Raw genomic sequence first — 23,557 nt, forward strand, 5'->3', positions numbered from 1 at the left:
TTGCCCATTAATCATCAACAGACCCTAGTTTCAGTACCAGAATTAAGTAATGAGATGCAGTATTTATATCAAGCCACTTTATACCAGTCAATCTTACGGGTCATCACCATTACGCAGGCGAGTAGTACAAAGCAGAATACGGCACCAAGTAATAAATTCATATCCTTTGTGGTCAAGATGCCATAAAACGCGCCATATAATCCAGCTAATATGGTGGTAAAAATAGCCGCTCGTTTTAACCCATTAAGTACATAATAAGTGTACCAGCCAATCAGTCCGACACAGGCACTGGCAGCAATAGCATAAGCTTGCCAAAAAGCAATCTGCTCAGCAAGAGGAAGCAACAGCACATAGAATACTAACAGCGCACAACCGACCAGCAAATATTGAATCGGGTGGATACGACTGGATTTTACGATTTCAAACAAAAAGAAAGTGGCAAATGATACCAGTATTAATAGCAATGCATATTTCATAGTGCGTTCAGTTTGTAGGTAGACGTCATTAGGCTCAGCAAAGCTCACGCCAAAGCTATTTAGCTGTACATTAGTGCTGACAGTGCCGTTTGCTTCTTCAACCGCCATAGCTGCTGCTTGGTCAGCATAGTCATAACTATTGGTGTCAAAAGTAGCTTTACTTATGACCGTGCACTGATTGTTAGGAGTCGCTAGGCATTGGGTCAGGTATTGGGTGTTAGCGACAGTCAAATACTGATTTTGCCAATTTGCCTCAAAACCATCCGCACTAAAGTCTTTGGTATTCGGCAGGGCTTTACCGATAAAGTTTGGCGCATGCCAGTTACTACGCATAGCCATTTCAAAGTTCTGTCCAGTCGGCACCGTGTTCAAGCTACTAATACCTGCTAGAGGCAGATCAATAGCAATCTTGATAGGCTGTCTGTTTTTGTTTTCCTCGATAGCTAAGGCATTAGAGTTTACGCTACTGTTGACCTGTAAAGATTGAGTGCTTAACTGAGCTAACACTTGCTGAGGCAAAGCGACTTCGACATAAGTCAAACCACGAACCATTGGTGTCTCTGGATAAGTGGCTTTAATAGCTTGTTCATTAATGGTCACTGTCGGCAAAGTCGCCACACCACGTAAGTCTGATACGGGAATAATTAATCTTGCTCTATCCCAGTGAGTGATTGTTTGCTCGGGAGTGACCCTGCTTGCATTATTAGTTAGCGCTGGTGTAGTTACTACTGCTAAGTCTTGATTTGACGTGTTTAGAGACAGCCCATTTTCCTGATCTGGTAATAAATAATTTTGATCAAATTTTATATCGCCATTGTAGCTAGTTGCGTGATAAATACCGCGCTGATAAGTATCTGTACTCACTTCTAAATCTTGCTTGGACTGAGTTTGCGCGGCAAAAATAGTTTCAACTTTGTTATAGGGTGCTGCACATTCTGAGGCTTTTTCGGTGGCAACAATGGCACACTTTGGGGTTACAGTAGTAGGGATTGCAATAAATGGGGTAATAATCTCCTGCGGATTCACATGCTGCTCTGCAATTTCTCTAACGACTGAATCTGCATAGCTTTGTCGCTCATAAATAACAGAGCTAAATATGTTTAGACCTATACCGAAGATTACGCATAAGCCTGCGATAATAAATATTTTGATAGCCAGTGTCTTTTGCATGATAGCTCCCTATATTAGTTTTAATACCGAACTGCTGATACAGCCGATGGTTTTAAAATAATCATAGGGGAAAAATAATGAAAAATAATGTAGAGAAGATGGAGAGTTTGTGGAAATTAGCCTTTAGTTATAGGTTTTAATCTAATTATGCTTCATTAGGCCTGTTTGATTTAGAACGCCGAAGCATGATGCTTAAAAATTAGATAAAACCTACCTCACTATTTATCCTTTCTAACCGCTAATACAGGCTGACTTTCATCCCAAAGATTTAATTCTATGCCATAAGGCGTGTTAATCTTTACATCGTACTGTGGCATTAAAGCATTCAAAATTACACCGGGTCTTTTAACTTTGCCAATAGTGTTGTCACTCGTTTTCACAACTTGCATAGAGCTGTAACCCTTATATACGTTACCAGTGGTACTTACGCATATAAGGGTTTGCTCGGTATGATTAAAGCCATAGTCTGAGTGCCCACTATTATTGATGACTTGACAGCCTGTGAACTCAGTTTTTTGATTGGGTATTTGCCACCCTTTTGGATAAGAGAAAACAATAATTTTATTATTCATCTCTTCGATAACCACCTTATCTATATTAAACAGAGTATTATCCCAAGACTCCTCGACTTTATACTCTCCCAAAAAAGTTATATAACTTCCTAATTTTTCTTCATTTACTCGTAATTCACCAAAGGCAACAGCGGTATGTGTATTTTGCTGTTTATGCATTAAATTTGATGCTCTGATGCCTGCGTCTGATATACAGGCAGTAAGTAATAATGGCAATGAAAGTAAAAGTAATAGTTTCTGCATGTTATCGCTCCCAGTAGTCAGTCATTAAAGTGTTAATTTCTAAGACGTCATCCCTGGTTAGTGCCATCGTTCTATTAGCCATCAAGCCGCGCATAGCGCTATCTCTAGCATTAGAAACTAAAACAGGCTGCTTTGAGGATTGTTCAATCTGCACATACCAATCGGGTTGCTTTTTTGGTACGGTCGAATACTCAGATTTTAGATAAGCAAGCTTTTGGTTTAGCGCTTGAAGGTTTGTCTGAGTCATTAGAGAAGAGGAAGCGGTTGAGCTAATGAATAGTGGAAAGATTTGCTGCTGGTTCTGATTTTTATAATAAGAGCCATACTTTATATCCTCTCCATAAGCTGACGTATATAGTCTAACTAGTTTCTCTCCACTGGATACCTTAGTACAGCCAACGATTTTAACTTCTTCAAAGGCAGTATGAGGCTCATATCTTCTAATATAATAAGGATCGTTTTTTTTAAAAAGATTACTGCTCTTATCAAAGCCATTTATCTCTATAACTCCCAGACCAGTACAATCCATAATATTTTGGGCGTTTAGCTTGGGATTAGTGGTACAAGCACTTAGTAAAACACTAGCTACCAAAGTTAATACCATATTTCTCATAAAATTCTCATTTATCAAATAAAACAGTCTAAGCAAAATTAAGTAAAATCTTTCAAGCATTCTACAACTTGATGAACACGCTGCTCTCTATCACCGCCAATACTTTGGAACGCCTTGTTGTAGTGATTAAGCTGTTCTTCAAAGCGTGTACTTATAGCATCTCGAGCATTGGGACTGTCCCGCAGATCATCAGCGACCCAAGGAGTATCGACCTTAGTCAGTAGAATCAAATCGTAATGATGAGTCAGAGCAGCTTGAGTTAATTCAGTAGGGCAGTCACTATAATACCAATTGGCGTATACCATCAGCTCAAACAGACTAGTGTCGCAGAATAAGTATTTATTTTCAGATTGTGCCGACTCTAGTGCCAGCTTGTTCTCTAGTTCGATTTGACCTTGTGCAATAGGCAGTAAGTCCTCCCAAGTACAAGTCTGCCCATCTTTATCCCATTTCTCTTGCAAATAAATACGCATATACTCAGGCACCCATGGGCACTCAAAATGCGCTGCCAAATCGCGGCAAAGCGTCGTTTTGCCGGTACTCTCAGCACCTAATATGGCGACCTTAAAGACAGTATCAGGCGTATGCTGCATCAGACTGTATGCGGTAGCGCTGTTGCCATTCATAATAAGCCCAGATTGCAATTGCGGTAAACACTACATACTGTAGCGCGGTGAAGGTAAGACCTTTATAAAAGTATAGCGGCACTGATATCGCATCAGCAACTATCCATAGTAGCCAGTGTTCGATCTTGCGATTGGCCATCAGCCACATAGCCATTAAGAACAGCGCGGTTGTCAGCATGTCGGTGTAATCCACCCAAGTAAATAAATGCATACCGAGCACTACGCCATCAAAGCTAAAGTTATTCGTGATGACGGGACGAAGATAGTATATCAGCGCTACAAAAGCGACAGTGGCACTCGCTAGCAGCGCTAAAGTTGGAATATCACGGGCTTGAATATGCTCGATACTGATATCGTTTTGAGCATCATTGGCTTTGTTTTTTGACCAGTTAAACCAGCCATAAATACCCATCGCTGTATAATAAGCATTAATAAAAAGATCACCAAATAGCTGCCACTGCCAAAGTAAGTAGACAAATATGGCAGTGCTAATAATGCCAATAGGGAACACTAGCACATTGAGCTTGCTGGCAAGTAATACGCTTGCTATGCCAAAGATTACAGCAATTAGTTCTAGACCAATAAAAAGCGTAGGATAATCAGCATACTGACCAAACAGCCCGTTAAGAATCTCTATCATTATTATTCCAAATTTATTAGGGCGTGTTAAACATTCGACCTAGTTATCAAAAACGTTTAAATAGCACTGATTATAACGCAACTTTTTGCAGACAAAATGATGCTTTGCTTCAATATCTATCTAAATTGGTTATTTGTAACAAACTATTAGAATAATAAACTTATTCAGGCATAATAAAGACGTTGATTCTCATTTACCGCTACTTACTGAATGTACTCTCACCTTTTGAGCTAATTTGTAAACACTATAAGCATTATCAGTAATAAATAAGGAAGCCTAATTATGACCACTTGTATCACTGGCACTGGCCTGTTCATCCCTCCCTATAGTATCAGCAACGAAGAGCTGGTCGAATCCTTTAATCACTATGTTGAAAATTACAACCAAGAGCACGCCGAGGAGATAGCGAACGAGACTATACCCGCCTTGCAGCCATCCTCTGCTGAGTTTATCGAAAAGGTATCAGGCATTAAGTCACGCTATGTGATGGAAAAAGACGGTATCTTAAATACTGACATTATGGCACCTGTGATACCTTATCGTCATCTTGGTGAAGAGCTGTCAGTCATGGCAGAAATGGGCGCAGCAGCGCTCAAAGACGCGCTAGCGGACGCAGGGTTAGAGGCCAATGATTTGGACGGTATCATCCTTGCTTGCTCAAACTTTCAGCGCACATATCCTGCTATCGCTATCGAGATTCAAAATGAAATCGGCATGATTGGCGGCTTTGCTTATGATATGAATGTGGCTTGTAGTGCGGCGACTTTTGGTCTGTCACAAGCGCACGGCTCTATCGTATCAGGCTTAGCCCGCCGCGTTGCAGTCGTTAACGTTGAAATTACCTCAGCGCATCTGAACTGGCGTAATCGTGACAGTCACTTTATCTTTGGCGATGTGGCAACGGCATGTATCGTAGAGAATTTAGAGACGCCAAAAGGCTATGAGATCGTGAATGCGAAGCTATTTACTCAGTTTTCAACCAATATCAAAAACGAATATGGCTTTATGGATCGCTCAGAGTTCTTGGCAGCCCAGACGCAGATGTATCCTGATATACGCGAACCTGTAACCGATAAACTATTTTTACAAAATGGTCGCAAAGTATTTAAAGAGGTCTGCCCAAAAGTATCACAAGTGATCTTAGAGCATTTGCAAGATAATGAAATACCAACTTCTGATATCAAAATGATGTGGCTACATCAGGCCAATGCCAATATGCTAGATCTTATCTTGCGCACCGTAATGGGTAAAGAAGCTGATAAATCAATTGTGCCAAGCGTGATCGCTGAATTTGCTAATACCAGCTCAGCCAGTCCGATGATTGTTTTTCATCGCTACAAAGACGAGCTACAATCAGGTGATTTGGGCGTCATCTGCTCCTTTGGTGCGGGTTATTCCATTGGCTCAGTACTGGTTAAAAAGGTTTAGATAGCGCTTTTACTATATATTATTCATGGTTGAAAATAGTATTAAAAAATAGCTGAGAGCAATCTTAGCTATTTTTTACTTTAGATTTGCTCTCAACACTGATATTTATACTCATTTTTAATCTAAACGTTATATAAACCGCAAGTTTACGTAGTGATTCTAATGTTGTGGCAAAAATTTGCTATAATCGCTCTCTTATTATAATTATTTAAAAAGTTACGTTATGAAAGAATCCTTACGCCTACGTTTAGACCAGATGGTAGACCGCTATGAAGAGGTTACTGCACTGCTATCTGATCCTGAAATCATTAGCGATAATAATAAATTCCGTGAGCTGTCTGTCGAACATAGCGACTTAATGGATATCACCACGCTATGGCTCAATTATGGTAGCGCAGAAAAAGATCAAGCGGATGCTGAGGCTATGCTTGAGGACGCATCTGATCCTGATATGAAAGAGATGATGCAAGATGAGATCGATAGCGCGCGCGATACTATTGTAGAGATGGAAGAAGCGCTCAACGTCATGATGCTACCAAAAGATCCTAACGATAAAGTTCCAGCATTCTTAGAGATACGAGCGGGCACAGGCGGCGATGAAGCGGCGATATTCTCAGGCGATCTGTTTCGCATGTATCAAAAATATGCCCAAACCCAAGGCTGGACGCTTGAGGTGTTATCAGCCAATGAAGGCGATCATGGCGGCTACAAAGAGATCATCAGCCGCGTCTCTGGTAATAGCGTATACGGTCGGCTAAAGTTTGAGTCAGGTGCGCATCGAGTGCAACGGGTTCCTGAGACTGAGAGCCAAGGCCGCGTGCATACCTCAGCCTGTACTGTCGCGGTTATGCCAGTCGTTGAGATCGATGATACGGTCGATCTTAATCCTGCTGATATTAAGATGGATACCTATCGCTCAAGTGGCGCAGGTGGTCAGCACGTCAACACCACGGACTCAGCGGTGCGCCTAACGCATATCCCAACAGGGGTAGTAGCAGAGTGTCAGCAAGAGCGTAGTCAACATAAAAACCGCGCCAAAGCCATGCAAATGCTGATATCACGTATTCAGCAAGCTAAGGTGCAAGCGCAGGTTGATACGGCAGATGAAATCCGTCGTGATCTAGTCGGTAGTGGCGACCGTAGTGAACGTATTCGTACTTATAACTTCCCACAAGGACGCATGACTGATCATCGCATCAATTTGACGCTTTATAAGCTGGACTCAATCATGGAAGGTGATTTAGACGAGTTGCTTGACGCTTTGATGCGTGAGCACCAAGCCGATCTGATGGCGAGTATCGGTGGTGAATAAGCGTAACGGTTATTATCTATTCAACAAACCCTATAATAACTAATGCACTTTTTATTTAAATTTATTAAACAATTTTGAGAGATTTATGTCAAAGCAGAATACAAATAATCAAGAAGAACAAACACCAACCTTAGAAGAAGCTAATGAGCTTATTGCTCAGCTGCAAGCCAAGTTAGACGAGATTACCGCGTCTGGCAAGCAACCTTACCCTAATCAATTTAAACGTACTGACTATGCGGCAGACTTGCAAACTGCTTTTGAAGGTATAGACAAGCAAGAGATCGAAGAAAAAGCGGCTAACGGTGACAAGATTCAGGTCAATGTTGCAGGTCGAGTGATGCTGAACCGTGGCTCATTTATCGTCATTCAAGACATGAGTGGTCGTATTCAACTCTATGTCGCTCGTAAAGAGTTAGATCCAGAAACGCTGGCTAGTATTAAATCGCTAGATTTGGGCGATATCGTCGGTGTATCAGGCTACATCGGTCGCTCAGGTAAAGGCGATCTGTATGTCCATATTGAAGACTTTACGCTATTGACTAAATCGCTACGTCCAATGCCGAATAAGTTCCATGGTCTAGCGGATGTTGAAGCACGTTATCGCAACCGTCATCTTGACTTGATGACTAATGAGACCACACGCGATACCTTTATGATCCGTAGCCAAGTGATTAGTGGTATCCGTCAATTTATGCTGGACGAGCGCTTTATGGAAGTCGAGACGCCGATGATGCATCCGATACCAGGTGGTGCAGTCGCGCGTCCCTTTGAGACTCATCATAATGCGCTAGATATGCCACTTTATTTACGTATTGCGCCTGAATTATATCTAAAACGTTTAGTAATTGGTGGCTTTGAAAAAGTATTTGAGATCAATCGCAGCTTTCGTAATGAAGGGGTGTCAACGCGCCATAACCCTGAATTTACCATGATTGAATTTTATCAAGCCTATGCAGACTACCATGATTTGATGGATTTGACTGAGCGTATGTTTGCAAAATTAGCCAATGATATTTTGGGTAGCACTGAGATTACTTATCAAGAAGAGGCGATTAGCCTAAAAGCACCATTTGCTCGTTTATCAATGTCAGATGCTATTGCGCAGTATGCTGAAGGCTTTGATATGGCGCAAATTAATAATCGTGATTATCTAGCTGATTATGTTGCCAATACTTTACACCAGCCTGTTAATGATGTGTTCGGGGTTGGCAAGCTTATGACTATAGTGTTTGAAGAAACCGCTGAGCATCAATTGCGTCAGCCTACTTTTATCACTGAATACCCTGCTGAAACCTCGCCACTGGCGCGTCGTAGCGATGATAATCCTGAGATTACCGATCGTTTTGAGTTGTTTATTGGCGGGCGTGAATTAGCTAATGGCTTCAGTGAATTAAATGATCCTGCCGATCAAGCTGAGCGCTTCCGTGGTCAAGTGGCAGAAAAGGACGCTGGCGATGATGAAGCGATGCATTTTGATGAGGATTATATCGAAGCCTTATCTTATGGCCTTGCACCAACGGCAGGCGAGGGTATCGGTATCGATCGCTTAGTCATGCTATTTACGGATTCGGCTAGCATCCGCGATGTGATCTTGTTCCCACATATGCGCCGTAAAGCGGATTAGTCATCTGTTTGATAGCTTTTACTTAGTACTGTTTAAAAGCTAATAAAATCTAAACGCTAAACCCAACAAGTCAGACGTCAGTGCTGGCTTTTTGCTATAATAAGAGCGCTTAAAATAGTACGCAAATTGCCTGATTTAAATATAATAATTAGTAAAATGGATAGATATGACCCAGCAATATCAAGTCTTAGCTCGTAAATATCGGCCCAAGAACTTTCATGAATTGATTGGGCAGACCCATGTCTCACAAGCGCTGATTAATGCCATTGATTATAATCGGCTGCATCACGCTTACTTGTTTACGGGTACACGCGGTGTGGGTAAAACGACTATCGCGCGTATTCTAGCTAAATGCTTGAACTGTGACTTGGGCGTGACTAGTACGCCATGCGGGGTTTGTGATAATTGCGTGGCGATAGATCAAGGACGTTTTATTGATCTGATTGAGATTGATGCTGCCTCACGTACCAAGGTTGAGGACACGCGAGAGCTACTCGATAATGTGCCTTATGCACCAAGTCAAGGTCGCTATAAAGTCTACCTAATTGATGAAGTGCATATGCTGTCAACGCATAGCTTTAACGCGCTGCTCAAAACGTTAGAAGAGCCGCCTGAGCATGTGAAGTTTTTATTAGCGACCACTGATCCACAAAAGCTACCGATTACTATTATCTCGCGCTGTTTGCAGTTTGTATTGCGTCCACTAGCGCAGACGTTACTGAGCGAACATCTCGCTAATATCTTGACCTTAGAAAAGGTTGACTATACGCAGCCAGCACTATGGCAATTAGCAAGTGCAGCTAAAGGCTCAGTGCGCGATGCGTTATCTTTGACCGATCAAGCCATTGCCTTTGGTCAGGGTTCGCTTGATGATGCAACCGTCAATGCGATGCTCGGCTTGATAGATGCCGCTGATTTGGTGCGCCTAATTACCGATATCTATAATCATGATAAGTCGTTGGTCGCGGCACATATCGAGCAGATGCGTGCGCAAATGGTCGACGCGTCCAGTATGTTTGATGGTTTAGCTGAGCTATTACATCAGCTGGCATTGACGCAATTGCTACCAGAGGTGGCATTAAACGTCAATGAAGCGCAAGCTGAGACTATCACGACTTTAGCCCAGCATATCAGCCCTGATGTGTTGCAACTCTATTATGAGATTGTGGTGCAAGCGCGTGAAGGTATAAAGCTGGCAAGTACGCCTATGCAAGCACTTGAGATGTGTATTTTGCGTCTGTTGGCTTTTAGACCTTTGCCTGTCGATGAGATAATCGCTCCAGTATTTAACGATAGTTCAAACTTGAAGACTATAGATCAGGTCAGTTCAGCATCTAAAATGCTAGCTTATGATATTGATTATCAAGCAAATGATCCTATTATCGAAAAAGACAATAGTATTGACTCAAATGAGGCTGGTTTAAATGGAACTGATTTAATCGATGCTAACTCTGATGTAATTGATGATGATTTAGGTACTGAAGCTCATAGTGATAGCTATAATAACTATGATTTAAAAGCTAGTACCGAAGTAAATCAAAGCACTACGTTAGAAAATAGTACTGAGTTAGAAGATATTACTGATAATCAAGACGAGGCAATCGCTGTTACTATTGATAGTGAGCCTGCTTTAAATGCCGATCTTAATAAAGAAATAGAGGCTAATTCGGTTAGTGATTCTGATGTAAATGCTGTTAATGTTACTAATGATAATGTCATTAACGAAAATGATGAAAGTAATGACTCAAGTAGCGCTATCGAAAATACTAAATCAATCGGTGCTAGCCTAAGTTTCATGCCAGCCGTTAAAGATGAGGCTAACTCTGATTTAATCACTGAGCCTGAAGTTGAGGAAACAAGTCTCTCTTATTCAGATGTCCATTCTGACCCTACTGTTAATTCCAAAATGGATATTGCAGTTATAAGTAGTGACTCTGTTGTTAACGATATATCAGCTACTAAAGCTAAAGTAGAAGATGATCTTCAAAAGGTAGCTGCACATGACGAAAGTGATGTTGATAATGAGATTGCCACAGTCGATCCGCGTACTTTGCTACGTTGTCCTGAGCAAGTATTAACAGGCGAATGGACGCCAGAGAAATGGGACTATTGGCTACAAACGGCTCGTGAAGAGAACAGCCTAGCAGAAGATGAGCGCGCTCTAGCTCGCCAAGGCATGATGACAGGACTTTGTAACGGTGAATCGACCTTTATCACTAACGTAGACAGTAAGCATCTGCAAGCAACTTTTGAGCAGCTATCCGCAAAGCTGCAACAGCAATTCACCCAAGCTGAAATAAGTCTGCAAATAGATAAAAAAGTTAGCGAAAATAAAGATAAAACCCCTGAGAGTCGTCAAAAAATGCGCTTAGAGCAAGCGACTTTGGTCGCACAGACATTATTATTAGAGTCACCAGTGATGCAGTACTTGTCGCATCGTAATGAGGGCAAAATGGGGAAGGTTAAGCTGACTTAAATAGTCAATGATATTATTCAAAATAGCTTTATTGATTATCTAACTTACTATAATTCTAGCGTTAAAAAGCGAAATTTTTTAGTCAAACGCTAGTCTGCTGATTTTTATAAACTTTTGATTATTCAAACTTATTAATTGTACGTTATAGATATATTTAAGACAGATATATAGAATAAAATTCAGATATAATGGTTAAGTTATATTAAAAATTAAAAGTCAGGTTGGATGGAAATATGATAGATAATTTACGCGGTATGGCCGTGTTCGCAAGCGTAGTCGGACACGGCTCTTTTAGTGGCTCAGCTCGTGAGCTTGGTATTACGACCAGTGCCGTCAGCCAGCAAATTCGCTCATTAGAAAACGAGCTCGGAGTGGTATTACTACACCGATCAACTCGTAAGCTGAGCTTAACAGAGGCGGGCGAGAGTTTTTATGAAGCGGCCAAGGATGTCGTCAGTGCTGCTGAACAAGGGCGAATAAAAGTCAATCAGCTACGTGATGAGCTGGCAGGTAGCTTGCGTATCGCTACGACGCCTGAGCTTGGCGTCAATCATATTTTGCCAGCTTTATCAACTTGGATGGCCGCTCACGACGATCTCAGCATCACCTATTTGGCGGATAATCATTATATTGACATGATTGATGAGCGTATTGATATTGCGGTTCGTATGAGTCCTAGCATTAATGATTCCACCTTGAGCAGTCATCCGCTAACTACCGTACGTCAGCTATTGGTTGCCTCCCCGCAGTATTTGCGTCATCACGATAAGATTGAGAGTACAAAGGATCTTAATGAGCATCAGCTGATCTGTATTGATATCATGAAAGATACCAATCAAGTTGATTTAACGCAGGCTGAAACAGGTAAAAAATCTCGAATAAAAATGAATTCGCGTATCCACACCAATAACGTCTTTATGGCCACGACTTTAGCCAAAGAAGGTCATGGCTTAGTGCGAATGATGGAGATGGATATCAAAAAAGAGCTCGACAGTGGCGAGCTGGTTGAGGTTTTGACAGGTTATAAGTTACCAAGCTTTGTACTTTATGCGGTTACGCTCAATCGCGAACAGCAGCCTGCCAAGATTACCCGTTGCTTAGAAGTACTAAAAAAATACTTCCATGCCAGTTAATATTTAGATAGCAAAGAGTTTAAATATAAAAAGCCTGTAGATACAGTATTGTCTACAGGCTTTTTTGCACCAATAATAAATTAAATAAAACCTAGCTTATAACTTAGCTTACAATTTATAGTAAGGGGCGTAATAGCCTAAGCAGACGATCAACCACTTGTTCGCTTTCGTTACGATTAATATTTAGTGGTGGCAATAGGCGTATGACATGGCCACCAGTGACGTTCATAATCAATTGCTGCTCATCACGAGCTAGATCTACCAGTTGACTACAGTCCATGGTTTCAGGCAGCACGATACCGATCATAGTGCCAGCACCGCGACTACTCACACCCTGTTGTTTTAATTCATCGGTAAGGCTATCACGGATAAACTGACCTTCAACTACTGAATTGTCCATAATATCGGTATTTTTTAGCACATCGTAGACGCTATGAACCACACGGCTGGCAAGAGGAGTACCACCATAAGTAGAGCCATGACTGCCTGCACCGAACAGACCATTGGCTCGGCCTCGCACCATACATGCGCCAACAGGAAAGCCATTGCCCAAGCCTTTTGCAGTCGTTAATACATCAGGACGCGCATTACTATGCTGATAAGCAAAGTATTTACCAGTACGACCATTACCTGTCTGCACCTCGTCTATCATAAATAGCCAGTTGTGTTTATCACAAGCGGCTTGTAGATCTTCTAAATAGGCGAAACCATTGACTGCGGTATTAAGACCACCTTCACCTTGGATAGGCTCTACAAAGATAGCGCAAATATCACTATGATCTATAGCGGCTTGCTCAATCGCCACCATATCACCAAAGGGTACGCGAATAAAATCGTCATCTAAAGTAAAAAATCCTTCACGAGCTTTTGGATTGGCCGTAGCTGACAGTGATAGTAAGGTGCGACCATGAAATGATTGCTCCATGACGATGACTTTTGGGCGCTTAAAGCCTCGGTTGTACGCATATAACCGTGCCATTTTGAGCGCCGCTTCATTAGCCTCAGCGCCACTATTAGCAAAGAATACACTGTCCATCTGTGCCGCCTTGCATAGGGACTCACCCGCGCGCTCTTGCCAATCGATACCGAATAGATTGCTAGTGTGAATAAGGGTTGCCGCCTGCTCCTGAATAGCCTCAGTGACTTGAGGATGACAATGTCCTAAACCACAAACCGCAATACCTGTAAGCGCATCTAAATAAGGAGTGTCGTTCTGAGTATAGAGCCAGCTGCCAGCGCCTCGGGTAAAGCTGATCGGCTGACGGTTATAAGTGGGCATCAGATAAGTCGCTGACATACAAGTATCCTATAATAGTAAAGTATTAGATAATAAAAAGAGTTTAGAGCAAGCGCTAAGTAACTAAGTAAAGATCACTAAGCTATAGCTCATCGGAGAATGGCGTCGACTCTGCGGGTAAAGTATACTCTTCACTTGCCCAAGCCCCTAAATCCATAAGCTTACAGCGCTCACTACAAAATGGCTTTGATTTATTATCTTGCCATGGTGTTTTAGTGCCGCAACGCGGGCAAGGGTAAGTTTTGGGTAGCGTTTCGGTTTTTGATGATGTTGTCATAAGGCTGAAGATGTACTCGTAATAGTGATAGAAAGTGTCATCAATGAAGAAGAATGGTTATAATAGCATGCGCTTATAAAAAGACAAATATAGCTGAATTTAAAACAGTAACTAAGAAGATGTAGGCTGCTAACTTATAGTCTGAACGCGGCTATCAACCATCTTAGCAAAGCCGGCGTTAAGGTAGCTTGTTTAAGACATCAACCAAATTATTAATAGTGATAAATAGCCTAAGTAAATTATTATAACTAATACTATATAAAATGAAGAGGTATAAATGCTCGATCAGCAAAAAATGTCGCATAAACAGTCAAGAGCCTTTCAGGCAGATAAGTTATCACCACCGCGCGATTTCACTATCCCTGAAGCTTTAGCGAGTACCAAAAAAATTAATCAACCTTTAGTTTTAGAGATTGGTGCAGGGAAGGGCAAACATGCTTTGCTATTTGCCAGTCAAAACCCAAACAAGCAGCTAATAGCTATTGAGCGTACTCGTAACAAGTTTGAGGCGTTTTCTAAGCTTGCCACAGAGCATAATCTGACTAACCTAACCCCAGTCCATGCCGATGCTATCGCTTGGATCGTTCATGCTATAAAGCCTAAGAGCATTGCCTGTATTTATATTCTATATCCTAATCCTGAACAGCATAACCCCAATCAGCAGTGGTTAAACATGCCCTTTTTTGAATTTTTATTATCGCGCTTGAGCGAGGGCGGGGAGGTGATATTAGCAACTAATATCGAAAGCTATATGGGTAATGCTCAGCAGCAAGCTAAGTCTATATGGTGTCTACCCACACTATGTGAAAAAGTCCCTGCTGATAGTCAACGTACTCACTTTGAAGTCAAGTACTTAGCACGTAACGAAACCTGCTGGCAGCTAACGATGACTAAGCCTAAAGGCTATAGGACTAGATTTGATAATTGGGTAACAGCACATAAGAAATAGCCTAAGTAACCATGATGACTAGCTCATAGAGAAGCTACAACACTCAGTAGGCAAGACAGGATTATTAAAGTTTATTACTTGATCTAGAAACATAAAATAGCCTAAGTAAAAAAACTAATGAAATTAAAAACCGCCACTAAAGGGCGGTCAAATTTTATGGCTTATTCGATCAAAGATAAAATAGAACTTACAAAAAAGGTTTTACTAATTTATCTGAATTGGTATGAGCATCTAGCACTGTTAAAAAGGTATAAGCTCCTATGAACTTACGACTGATGAACATAAACTCTTTTGGTGGTAAATTAAACTCAAGTGATTGCATGGCGCGTTGAGCCGTCGCTGAAATACGTGAATGCAGTTTACTATTAGCCCAAACGTAACGCTGATTCTCATCCAAGCAATTAGTAGGGATATCAGGGTTAGTAGCAGGATCACTAAAAGGCTCAGTGGCTAATAAAAATAAAGCCGCGATATCTGAGTTAACCTTTTCGCTCATGCTATAGAAGAAGTCATAGCCCGTCATAGCCTGTTTCATAGCTTCATGATCATGGTGATAGCCTGCACGAAGTAGGCCATGTGCTATCGTTAACAGATGATTATCAAACTGACGAATTGCCCCAAAGTCTAGCAATACTAGCTTATCTTGTTGATCCTCAGTATCAGCAATACGAATGAGATAGTTACCAAAGTTTGGATCGGTTTGCATCTCGCCCCATACAAAAATCTCTTGCATCATGATCTCAATGGCCGCTTGACCAATCGCATTACGGCGCTCATGAGACAATACCTGCAATGATTCCGAGGTGATCGATACACCTGACTCATAGCTCATACATAACAGATATTTGCTAGAGTAGTTGCGGTTAATCTTTGGCACGACATAACGGGCATCATCTTGCAGACGCTGATAAAAACGCTCAGTGGTCGCCGCCTCAATAGTATAGTCAACCTCGACATGCAACAAGTCGCGAATCTCTTCAAACCAAGTATCTAGCGCGCGCGTTTGCGGTACCGCATTGCTCACCTTTAAGAGACGCTTGAAAAGAGCTAGATCTGAATCAATAGCATCAGCCACACCTGGGTATTGGATCTTTAATACCACATCTTCACCAGTAGCTATAATAGTAGCGCGATGAACTTGGGCTAGGGAGGCCGTACCGATAGGGACAGGGTTAACCTCAAGCTCATCTAACTTGTCACCCAAAGTACGACGTAGTGTTTGCTCGATTTTTGGCCAAGCAAGGGTAGCGGTATCATCGTTGAGCGTTTGCAGAGCACGAGTAATCTCAGGAGGCAGTACATGCTCGCCATACATCGCTAGCATCTGACCGATCTTGACTACTGAGCCCTTAAGTTTACCGAGCTCTTCGGCGACATAATTTGCTTGAGCCTCCATAAAGACTTGGTTGCGCGCAGAGCGAGCTTTTTTATCCAAGAACATACCAGACACGCTGTTACCTGCCCAGCGTCGACCGATGTTTAAAGAAGTTTTTGCAATCGACATACGACGCTCAAAGCCTGAGGTTTTCAGATTATCGATGGATTGCTTGTTATTAGGTCTAGTCGTATCATTTGCCATAAGTATAGGTGTTTGCCAGAGTAGTTATGATTTGTGGGTTCAAGCCTCATAATACAAGTGAGTGTTGCCACCAATATACAAAATTGTATCATACTAAACGCTATTGATTGGTAGCAGATAACGTCTGCTGAGCACACGTTAAAGTAATCATGGTAGTTCTTAATAAATAAAAACGCTGTCCGATTGCTAAGACAGCACTTTTAAACTATAAAGGTCCGATATTATTATCAATAAATGGTCAGAGCATTTCGCGACTGATAGCATGATGGCCAATATCACGACGATAATGAGCACCTTCAAAGCTAATAGCACCTGTGACCATCAGCGCCGCTTGCTGCGCATTTGATATCGTGTTAGCAAGGGCAGTGACACATAACACGCGCCCGCCATCGGTAACCACTTCTTTTTCACTATTTGTATTATTGGTATAGTCATCAGCGCTATCACTATCGTTAGACTTAGCAAAAGTTGTACCGGCATGAAATACTTTTACTGCTGTATTTATATCTGTTGTCAGTGCTGGCAATCCTGATATTACATCACCTTTTGATGAGCTCTCAGGATAGCCTTTTGAAGCAACTACGATACCAAGGGCAACTCGATCATCCCAATCCGCTTGACTAGGCAAATTTCCCGCCAGCCCTTGAGCCACTAAATCCACCATTGAAGACTGCAACCGCATAAGAATAGGCTGGGTCTCAGGATCACCTAAACGGCAATTGAATTCAATGACCGAAGGGTTACCAGACTCATCAATCATAAGGCCTGCATATAAAAATCCAGTATAAGGATGACCCGCTGATTTCATGGCATCAACCACAGGCTGAATCACTTGCGCCATAGTTTTTTCATAAACACTGTCGGTAACGACTGGCGCTGGAGAATAAGCTCCCATACCGCCTGTATTCGGTCCCATATCACCTTCAAAAGCACGTTTATGATCTTGGCTGGTCGCCATTGGCAAAATATTATCGCCATCAATCATACAGATAAAGCTGGCCTCTTCACCCGATAAGAACTGCTCAATGACCACTCGGCTACCAGCCTCACCGAACTTGTTGCTAGCCAGCATATCGTCTATAGCAGCATGTGCTTGTTCTATCGTTTCGGCGACGATGACACCCTTGCCAGCAGCGAGGCCATCCGCTTTTATCACAATAGGCGCGCCTTGCTCATCAATATAATTCTTAGCTAACGCAGCATCCGTAAAGCCTTCATAAGCGGCGGTTGGGATATTATTGGTCGCCATAAACTCTTTAGCAAAAGTCTTAGAACCCTCCAATTGCGCGCAATAAGCTGTTGGACCCCAAGCTTTTATTCCTGCATCACGACAAGCATCGACTATACCAGTGACTAATGGCGCTTCTGGCCCAACAATCACCATATCAATATTATTATTTTGACAAAAATCAATAACAGCGCTATGCTCGCCAGCCGTTTCACTAGTCGTTTTTAGGACTACGTTTTTGCATTTTGGTTCAAGAGCAGTGCCTGCATTACCAGGCGCGACATAGACTTGTTGTACCTTGCTATCTTTGGCACACTGCCATGCCAAAGCGTGTTCGCGTCCACCTGCACCTAATACCAAAATATTTATCATATGCCGTGCCTTTTATGTCTAAAGTCGTATTGTGAGCGAAAAAGTCGCATCGTAAGCTAAATAGTACCAAGGGTGACGAATCATCATCTGTATGCTTATGCTCATTACTGAGCATAGATTGGTTAGAGACTTCACCATACATTGTCCAGCTGCATTCTAGCAAAAAAACACTAGCGATTACATTGATAAAATCGTGTTTTGTGCTTTAGCCATGTTTTGTGCTTTAGCTATGCTTGTGGATGCGTTACACTTTGATATAGTCGTTGTAGAACGATACTAATAAGATGTTAAATAATTACGCTGTTCAATAATAAGGAATGTGTAAGGTCAAGGTTAAAAAAAGATCGATACGTAAAATTTACTTGTCATCACTAATAGATGCTTGATAAAGATACTGCCAATAATATGATCAAAAGTTAAAATAACAGTCAATTCAAAAATCAAACTTATTAAAAGGATTTAATCCATGCTTAACTCTCTCAATATTACAACAGAACGCATCGAACAAATAAGCGACATTGCCACCAGTTATGTGCAAAAGGATAAATCGCTACTCGATCACTTTGTGCGCACCTATTACCAACAGCTGCATCGTGATACCGCTGATGCTACGAGTGATGCCGATCTTGCGGGTATGGTTCTGCATCATTTCACTTTGCTCAAAGCCTATAACGGCAAGCAGCCACAGCTCGCAATTATCAATCCATCGGCTGAAGAGCAACACTTTCACAGCTCGCATACTATTATTCAGATGGTCGCTTATGATCGACCATTTTTGGTAGATACCTTACTTATGGGTCTTGAAGAGCATGGGGTCGACGTCCATCGAACTTACAACACCATTGTCAATGTGCAACGTGATGATGACGGTACTATCACGCACGTTGAAAATGCTGAGGAAAGTGCTACTAATCATTTATCATTGATTCATTGTGAGATCGCTTACCAAAATAATGACAAGCTCGCTGAACTACAGAAGATATTGTTCGACAAAGTAGACACCCTTGATATCGTGGTTGGCGACTGGAAACAGATGCGCGAACGTCTAGTGGATATAAAGCAAGAGATTGCAAAAAAACCACTACCTGAATCCTTTTATCCGCATCAAGAAATTCAAGATTTTTTGGAGTGGATATTGAACGATCATTTTATTTTCTTGGGATACCGCGAGTATCGCACAGAAGGGGGTCGTTATATTGAGGTTAATGAATCGTCAAAAAATGATGCCAAAGATAGCAGTGCTGATTTAGATTTATTCACTGTTGCTAAAAGTGGTCTTGGATTATTGCGCAGTGATAAACAAGACGCTATATCAGAAAGCTTCAGCAAACTCCCTAAAGAGTTGAAGCGACTATTGACTGAGCCTAGAGTGCTAATGCTGTCTAAGTCAAGCCGTGTATCGCCGATACATCGCCCCGTCTATATGGACTTTTTGGGTATTCATAAGTTCGACGATAATGGCAAATTAGTAGGTGAGTACCGTTTTATTGGACTATTGACCTCGCAAGCCTACCAGTTGAGCGTACAGCACATCCCATTATTACGTGAGAAAGCCAATCAGATCATGGCTATGGCGAAGCTACCTCGTGATGGACATGCACACTACAAGATGATGCATGTCATCAACTCATTACCACGCGATGATTTATTCCAAGGCAATGTAGAAGAGCTATTTCCTATTGTTTCAGGCATAACTCAACTACAAGATAAAAAAAGCTTACGCTTATTTAGCCGTATCGATCACTATCAGCGCTTTGTGTCTTGCTTGGTCTATATTCCACGTGACAAGTTCAACACCGAGCTGCGTATCAAAGTACAGCACATGCTCAAAGAAGCTTATGGTGGGGCTTCGTCTGGCTTTACCACTGAGTTTGATGAGTCTGAACATGCCCGCGTTCATGTGCATGTTCGTACCACGCCAGGTCAAGTCAATGACGTCAATACTAGTGAGCTTGAGGCTGAGTTGTCAGCGCTGATGCAGTCATGGAGCGATCACTATGAAGAGATGCTGCTGGATAATGTCGGTGAACAGCAAGCAAACGCTCTTAATCAGCGGTTTCTAGGTTATATTCCTGCCGCCTATCAAGAGCGTTTTGATGGTCGTACTGCGGTAGAAGACATCAAGCGCTTATCTCGACTATCAGATAGTCAACCAATGATTTGGCACTTGTATCAGTCAACAGGAGATGCGGGTAATCAGTTACATCTCAAGCTATACGGTCGCCAGCAACCTATTATCTTATCCAAAATATTACCTGTACTTGAGAACTTTGGTGTGGCGGTATTCTCAGCTCAGACTTACGAGTTTGACTTACCCGAGCAGACTATTTGGATGCAGGAATATGAGCTCACCTTAGAGCATGTCGATAAAGTCGATATGCAAGTGGTTCGAGGTCAATTCGAAGATAGTCTCAAGCAGATTTGGGCAGGACGCGTGGAGAGCGATGCCTTTAACGAGCTGGTGTTAATCACTAAGCTAGATACTTTCGATGTGGTCGTGCTACGAGCATTGTCACGTTATATGTTACAAGCCCGTGCCCCTTTTTCTAGTACTTATATCACCCAAGCGGTCGTCAAAAACAGTGCTATTAGTATCTCATTAGTTGAGCTTTTTCATGCACGCATGAATCCTCAGCATGATGAAGTAACGCGCTTAGCAAAAACAGTAGAGCTGCAAGAACACATTACTACGGCATTGGTCAAGGTTGATAGCCTAGATGAAGATCGTATCCTACGTTGGTATCTAGATTTGATCAACGCTATGGTGCGTACTAACTTTTATCAGCGCGATGAGAACAATGAGCGTAAAGATAGACTTTCTTTTAAATTCTTAGCTGCAAAAATTCCAAACTTACCTAAGCCAAAGCCAATGTTTGAGATATTTGTGTACTCTCCTCGCGTTGAAGCGGTACATATGCGTGGCGGAAAAGCGGCACGTGGTGGCCTGCGCTGGTCAGATCGAATGGAGGACTTCCGTACTGAGGTGCTCGGTCTGGTGAAAGCACAAATGGTCAAAAACGCCGTCATTGTGCCAGTAGGCTCTAAAGGTGGCTTTATCGTTAAGACCAAAAGCATGGCGGATGGGCGTGATGTGTTTCAGGCAGAAGGGATCGCTTGTTATCAGACATTCTTACGCGGCATGCTCGATGTGACAGATAATATCGTTGATGGGAATATCGTCCCGCCAGCCAATACCGTCCGTCATGATGAAGATGATCCGTATTTAGTTGTCGCCGCTGATAAAGGCACAGCAAGCTTCTCTGATATCGCTAACGCTATCTCTACTGAATATAACTTTTGGCTCGATGATGCCTTTGCCTCTGGTGGCTCAGTAGGGTATGACCATAAAGCTATGGGTATTACTGCTCGTGGTGGCTGGGAGTCGGTCAAGCGTCATTTCCGTATGCGTGGAATGGATATTCAAGGGCGCGATGACTTCACCGTCGTCGGCATCGGTGATATGAGTGGTGATGTATTCGGCAACGGTATGCTGCAATCACGACATACCAAGCTGGTCGCTGCCTTTAACCACATGCATATATTCATTGATCCAAACCCGGACCCTGAAGCGTCATATATTGAGCGTGAGCGCCTGTTCAATATCCCACGCTCAAGCTGGAGTGATTATGAGCAATCTCTGATCAGTCAAGGCGGCGGTGTATTCTCCCGCACCGATAAGACCGTTGCTATCAGTAGTGAGATGAAAGCGCTGTTCGATATCAGTGCCGATAGCCTAGCGCCTAATGACTTTATTAGTGCACTATTGCGCGCGCCAGTCGATCTGTTGTGGAATGGTGGTATTGGTACTTATGTGAAGAGCAGTAATGAGACTCATGCTGATGTCGGTGACCGTGCTAATGATGCGGTGCGTGTCGACGGTCATGAGTTGCGTACTGCCATTATCGGTGAGGGCGGTAACTTAGGGTTTACTCAACAAGGGCGTATTGAATACGCACAGACAGGAGGACGTATTTATACTGATGCTATCGATAATTCAGGTGGCGTCAACTGCTCGGATCATGAAGTCAATATCAAGATTTTACTGGGTAAAGTGGTCGAGCAAGGCGACATGACTCTCAAGCAGCGTAATGAGTTGCTTGAGAGTATGACCGATACGGTTGCGCAGTTAGTATTGCGTCAAAACTATCTACAACCGCAAGCAATCGAGCTAAGTCATATCCGTGCTGCCGCAAACTTAAGTGATCATCAGCGCTTTATTCAACAGCTAGAATCTGAGCAGCGCTTAGATCGTGCCATTGAGTATTTGCCCTCGGATGATGAGATTGCTCGTCGCCAAAAAGCAGATACTGGCTTGACCAATCCTGAGCTAGCAGTGGTCATGGCTTATGGCAAAATGTGGGTCTATGATAACCTGCTATTATCTGACCTGCCTGATGCGCCATATTTCATTAACGAGCTACGTAAATACTTCCCAGAGGAGTTGGCGTCACGCTTCTTTGATGAGATGACAGAACATCGCTTGCATCGTGAGATTATTAGTACTTACTTGACCAATAGCGTAGTCAACCGCTTAGGTATCGAAGCGCTGTTCCGTCTTTATGAAGAAACTGATCAGTCGCTTGCGACTATCATCCGTGCTTATGCCATCACCCGTGAAGTGTTTCAAGTGTCCAAAGTATGGAATCTGCTTGAGTCTCTAGACAATAAAGTTGATGCTAAAGTGTTGCTAAAGCTAGAGCTGAGTCTACGTGACTCACTCGAGCGTGGTGTGGTTTGGTTCATTAATGCCTTTGGGCAAGATCTGCAAGTTGCCGATATGATTGAGCGCTTCTCTGGTAGTGTCGAGCAATTGACCAAAGGCGGCGGCTTTATCGAGCAGCAGTTTGCTGATTATCTACAAGAAGATACCGCAGCGTTGAATACCGATGGTCTGTCAGATAGTGATGCTATGTTCTTTGCTATTCTACCTTATCGTGTCGATGCCCTTGATGCCGCATTGCTTGCTGAACAGTATGAGCGCTCTGTCGATGATATTGCCTCGTTATACTTTGAGGCGTATCAGGTCTTGCAGTTAGATTGGATGATGGAGAATATCGCCACATTGCCGCAGCAAGACTATTGGGATCGCCGCGCTCGTCATGCCTTGGTCAATGAGCTATCGCGTAGCCTACGCTTATTGATGGATGCGATACTATCACAGCCAGATGCCAAACAGGCCTTTAGCGACTGGAAGTCTCGTCATAGCGCTCATCTACAGTCAGTCACAGGTGAGATGAAAAAACTAGACAGTAATAATGATAGCATCATCAGTCTGTCGACTTTATCAGTATTGATGAGTGAGCTGAGTGGCATTGCTAGCAAATAGTTAATTGGAAATTGAAAGTCATAATACAAAAAACCACTCTTAAGAATTTAAGGGTGGTTTTTTACGTTGGTTGTTGGCTTTTGTAAATGCAAACACAATAACTATCAAATAAACAGTCTGTGAAATTAGTAGTGTCCTATACGGAGCTGGCAATAAGCATCGAGGCTATTACGGCGAAACAAAATACCGCAATAGGTAAAATATTGCTATAGAAAA

16 protein-coding genes are annotated in these 23,557 nt (G+C 42.4%); 7 read left to right on the forward strand and 9 right to left on the reverse strand.

Annotation, left to right across the window (positions count from 1 at the left end; translation table 11 throughout):
- Positions 1-68: 68 nt before the first annotated feature.
- The 5 genes from creD to pnuC form a co-directional block, all read right to left on the reverse strand.
- A complete protein-coding gene (gene creD / locus Q9G97_RS06445; protein ID WP_305900197.1) occupies positions 69-1,646 on the reverse strand; it encodes a cell envelope integrity protein CreD in 1,578 nt (525 codons plus the stop codon).
- A gap of 218 nt (positions 1,647-1,864) precedes the next feature.
- A complete protein-coding gene (locus tag Q9G97_RS06450; protein WP_305900198.1) occupies positions 1,865-2,461 on the reverse strand; it encodes a hypothetical protein in 597 nt (198 codons plus the stop codon).
- A 1-nt stretch (position 2,462) separates the two neighbouring features.
- The gene (locus Q9G97_RS06455; protein WP_305900199.1) at positions 2,463-3,074 is read right to left on the reverse strand and encodes a hypothetical protein; all 612 of its coding nucleotides are present in this window, start codon (positions 3,072-3,074) and stop codon (positions 2,463-2,465) included.
- 38 nt (positions 3,075-3,112) lie between these two features.
- Complete coding sequence (locus Q9G97_RS06460) at positions 3,113-3,700, reverse strand: ATP-binding protein (protein WP_305900200.1); 588 nt, start codon at positions 3,698-3,700, stop codon at positions 3,113-3,115.
- A complete protein-coding gene (gene pnuC / locus Q9G97_RS06465) occupies positions 3,651-4,340 on the reverse strand; it encodes a nicotinamide riboside transporter PnuC (RefSeq protein WP_305900201.1) in 690 nt (229 codons plus the stop codon). The genes Q9G97_RS06460 and pnuC overlap by 50 nt, the downstream gene beginning before the upstream one ends.
- A gap of 282 nt (positions 4,341-4,622) precedes the next feature.
- Between pnuC and Q9G97_RS06470 the strand changes: the two genes are divergently transcribed.
- The 5 genes from Q9G97_RS06470 to Q9G97_RS06490 all read left to right on the forward strand — a co-directional run bounded on the left by Q9G97_RS06470 (position 4,623) and on the right by Q9G97_RS06490 (position 12,313).
- The gene (locus Q9G97_RS06470; RefSeq protein ID WP_201573339.1) at positions 4,623-5,768 is read left to right on the forward strand and encodes a beta-ketoacyl-ACP synthase III; all 1,146 of its coding nucleotides are present in this window, start codon (positions 4,623-4,625) and stop codon (positions 5,766-5,768) included.
- Between the two features lie 223 nt (positions 5,769-5,991).
- Complete coding sequence (prfA, locus tag Q9G97_RS06475) at positions 5,992-7,080, forward strand: peptide chain release factor 1 (RefSeq protein ID WP_201573340.1); 1,089 nt, start codon at positions 5,992-5,994, stop codon at positions 7,078-7,080.
- A gap of 85 nt (positions 7,081-7,165) precedes the next feature.
- Positions 7,166-8,704 carry a lysine--tRNA ligase gene (gene lysS / locus Q9G97_RS06480; RefSeq protein WP_305900202.1) on the forward strand — a complete coding sequence of 513 codons (1,539 nt, stop codon included), beginning with the start codon at positions 7,166-7,168 and terminating at the stop codon, positions 8,702-8,704.
- A 166-nt stretch (positions 8,705-8,870) separates the two neighbouring features.
- Entirely contained in the window at positions 8,871-11,180 is a 2,310-nt protein-coding gene (gene dnaX, locus Q9G97_RS06485) for a DNA polymerase III subunit gamma/tau (RefSeq protein ID WP_305900203.1), read from the forward strand.
- Between the two features lie 233 nt (positions 11,181-11,413).
- The gene (locus Q9G97_RS06490) at positions 11,414-12,313 is read left to right on the forward strand and encodes a LysR family transcriptional regulator (RefSeq protein WP_305900204.1); all 900 of its coding nucleotides are present in this window, start codon (positions 11,414-11,416) and stop codon (positions 12,311-12,313) included.
- Positions 12,314-12,428: 115 nt separating this feature from the next.
- On the opposite strand, the gene Q9G97_RS06495 is transcribed toward Q9G97_RS06490, so the two are convergent.
- Together Q9G97_RS06495 and Q9G97_RS06500 are read right to left on the reverse strand one after the other, a co-directional pair.
- Positions 12,429-13,610: an aspartate aminotransferase family protein gene (locus Q9G97_RS06495; RefSeq protein ID WP_305900205.1), complete on the reverse strand. Its 1,182-nt coding sequence runs from the start codon at positions 13,608-13,610 to the stop codon at positions 12,429-12,431.
- Between the two features lie 82 nt (positions 13,611-13,692).
- Positions 13,693-13,887 (reverse strand): DNA gyrase inhibitor YacG, encoded by a 195-nt coding sequence (locus Q9G97_RS06500; protein WP_201573345.1) that lies wholly within the window; start codon positions 13,885-13,887, stop codon positions 13,693-13,695.
- Positions 13,888-14,164: 277 nt separating this feature from the next.
- Here Q9G97_RS06500 and Q9G97_RS06505 point away from each other — a divergent pair, with 277 nt between their 5' ends.
- On the forward strand, positions 14,165-14,836 hold the full coding sequence (locus Q9G97_RS06505) for a DUF938 domain-containing protein (protein WP_305900206.1): 672 nt from the start codon (positions 14,165-14,167) through the stop codon (positions 14,834-14,836).
- A gap of 187 nt (positions 14,837-15,023) precedes the next feature.
- Here the strand turns inward: Q9G97_RS06505 and Q9G97_RS06510 are convergent, their stop codons facing one another.
- Together Q9G97_RS06510 and purD are read right to left on the reverse strand one after the other, a co-directional pair.
- Entirely contained in the window at positions 15,024-16,415 is a 1,392-nt protein-coding gene (locus tag Q9G97_RS06510; protein WP_305900207.1) for an AarF/ABC1/UbiB kinase family protein, read from the reverse strand.
- A gap of 238 nt (positions 16,416-16,653) precedes the next feature.
- Entirely contained in the window at positions 16,654-18,012 is a 1,359-nt protein-coding gene (gene purD, locus Q9G97_RS06515; RefSeq protein WP_305900291.1) for a phosphoribosylamine--glycine ligase, read from the reverse strand.
- 469 nt (positions 18,013-18,481) lie between these two features.
- On the opposite strand from purD, the gene Q9G97_RS06520 reads away from it, so the two are divergent.
- Positions 18,482-23,341, forward strand: coding sequence for an NAD-glutamate dehydrogenase (locus Q9G97_RS06520; protein WP_305900208.1), 4,860 nt, complete (start codon positions 18,482-18,484; stop codon positions 23,339-23,341).
- Positions 23,342-23,557: the final 216 nt, after the last annotated feature.

The sequence above is a fragment of the Psychrobacter sp. M13 genome (assembly GCF_030718935.1).
Classification (GTDB): domain Bacteria; phylum Pseudomonadota; class Gammaproteobacteria; order Pseudomonadales; family Moraxellaceae; genus Psychrobacter; species Psychrobacter immobilis_G.

Coding starts and splice junctions, on each gene's coding strand:
- creD (WP_305900197.1), bottom strand. CDS start 1,646: ATGCAAAAGACACTGGCTATCAAAATATTTATTATCGCAGGCTTATGC.
- Q9G97_RS06450 (WP_305900198.1), bottom strand. CDS start 2,461: ATGCAGAAACTATTACTTTTACTTTCATTGCCATTATTACTTACTGCC.
- Q9G97_RS06455 (WP_305900199.1), bottom strand. CDS start 3,074: ATGAGAAATATGGTATTAACTTTGGTAGCTAGTGTTTTACTAAGTGCT.
- Q9G97_RS06460 (WP_305900200.1), bottom strand. CDS start 3,700: ATGAATGGCAACAGCGCTACCGCATACAGTCTGATGCAGCATACGCCT.
- pnuC (WP_305900201.1), bottom strand. CDS start 4,340: ATGATAGAGATTCTTAACGGGCTGTTTGGTCAGTATGCTGATTATCCT.
- Q9G97_RS06470 (WP_201573339.1), top strand. CDS start 4,623: ATGACCACTTGTATCACTGGCACTGGCCTGTTCATCCCTCCCTATAGT.
- prfA (WP_201573340.1), top strand. CDS start 5,992: ATGAAAGAATCCTTACGCCTACGTTTAGACCAGATGGTAGACCGCTAT.
- lysS (WP_305900202.1), top strand. CDS start 7,166: ATGTCAAAGCAGAATACAAATAATCAAGAAGAACAAACACCAACCTTA.
- dnaX (WP_305900203.1), top strand. CDS start 8,871: ATGACCCAGCAATATCAAGTCTTAGCTCGTAAATATCGGCCCAAGAAC.
- Q9G97_RS06490 (WP_305900204.1), top strand. CDS start 11,414: ATGATAGATAATTTACGCGGTATGGCCGTGTTCGCAAGCGTAGTCGGA.
- Q9G97_RS06495 (WP_305900205.1), bottom strand. CDS start 13,610: ATGTCAGCGACTTATCTGATGCCCACTTATAACCGTCAGCCGATCAGC.
- Q9G97_RS06500 (WP_201573345.1), bottom strand. CDS start 13,887: ATGACAACATCATCAAAAACCGAAACGCTACCCAAAACTTACCCTTGC.
- Q9G97_RS06505 (WP_305900206.1), top strand. CDS start 14,165: ATGCTCGATCAGCAAAAAATGTCGCATAAACAGTCAAGAGCCTTTCAG.
- Q9G97_RS06510 (WP_305900207.1), bottom strand. CDS start 16,415: ATGGCAAATGATACGACTAGACCTAATAACAAGCAATCCATCGATAAT.
- Q9G97_RS06520 (WP_305900208.1), top strand. CDS start 18,482: ATGCTTAACTCTCTCAATATTACAACAGAACGCATCGAACAAATAAGC.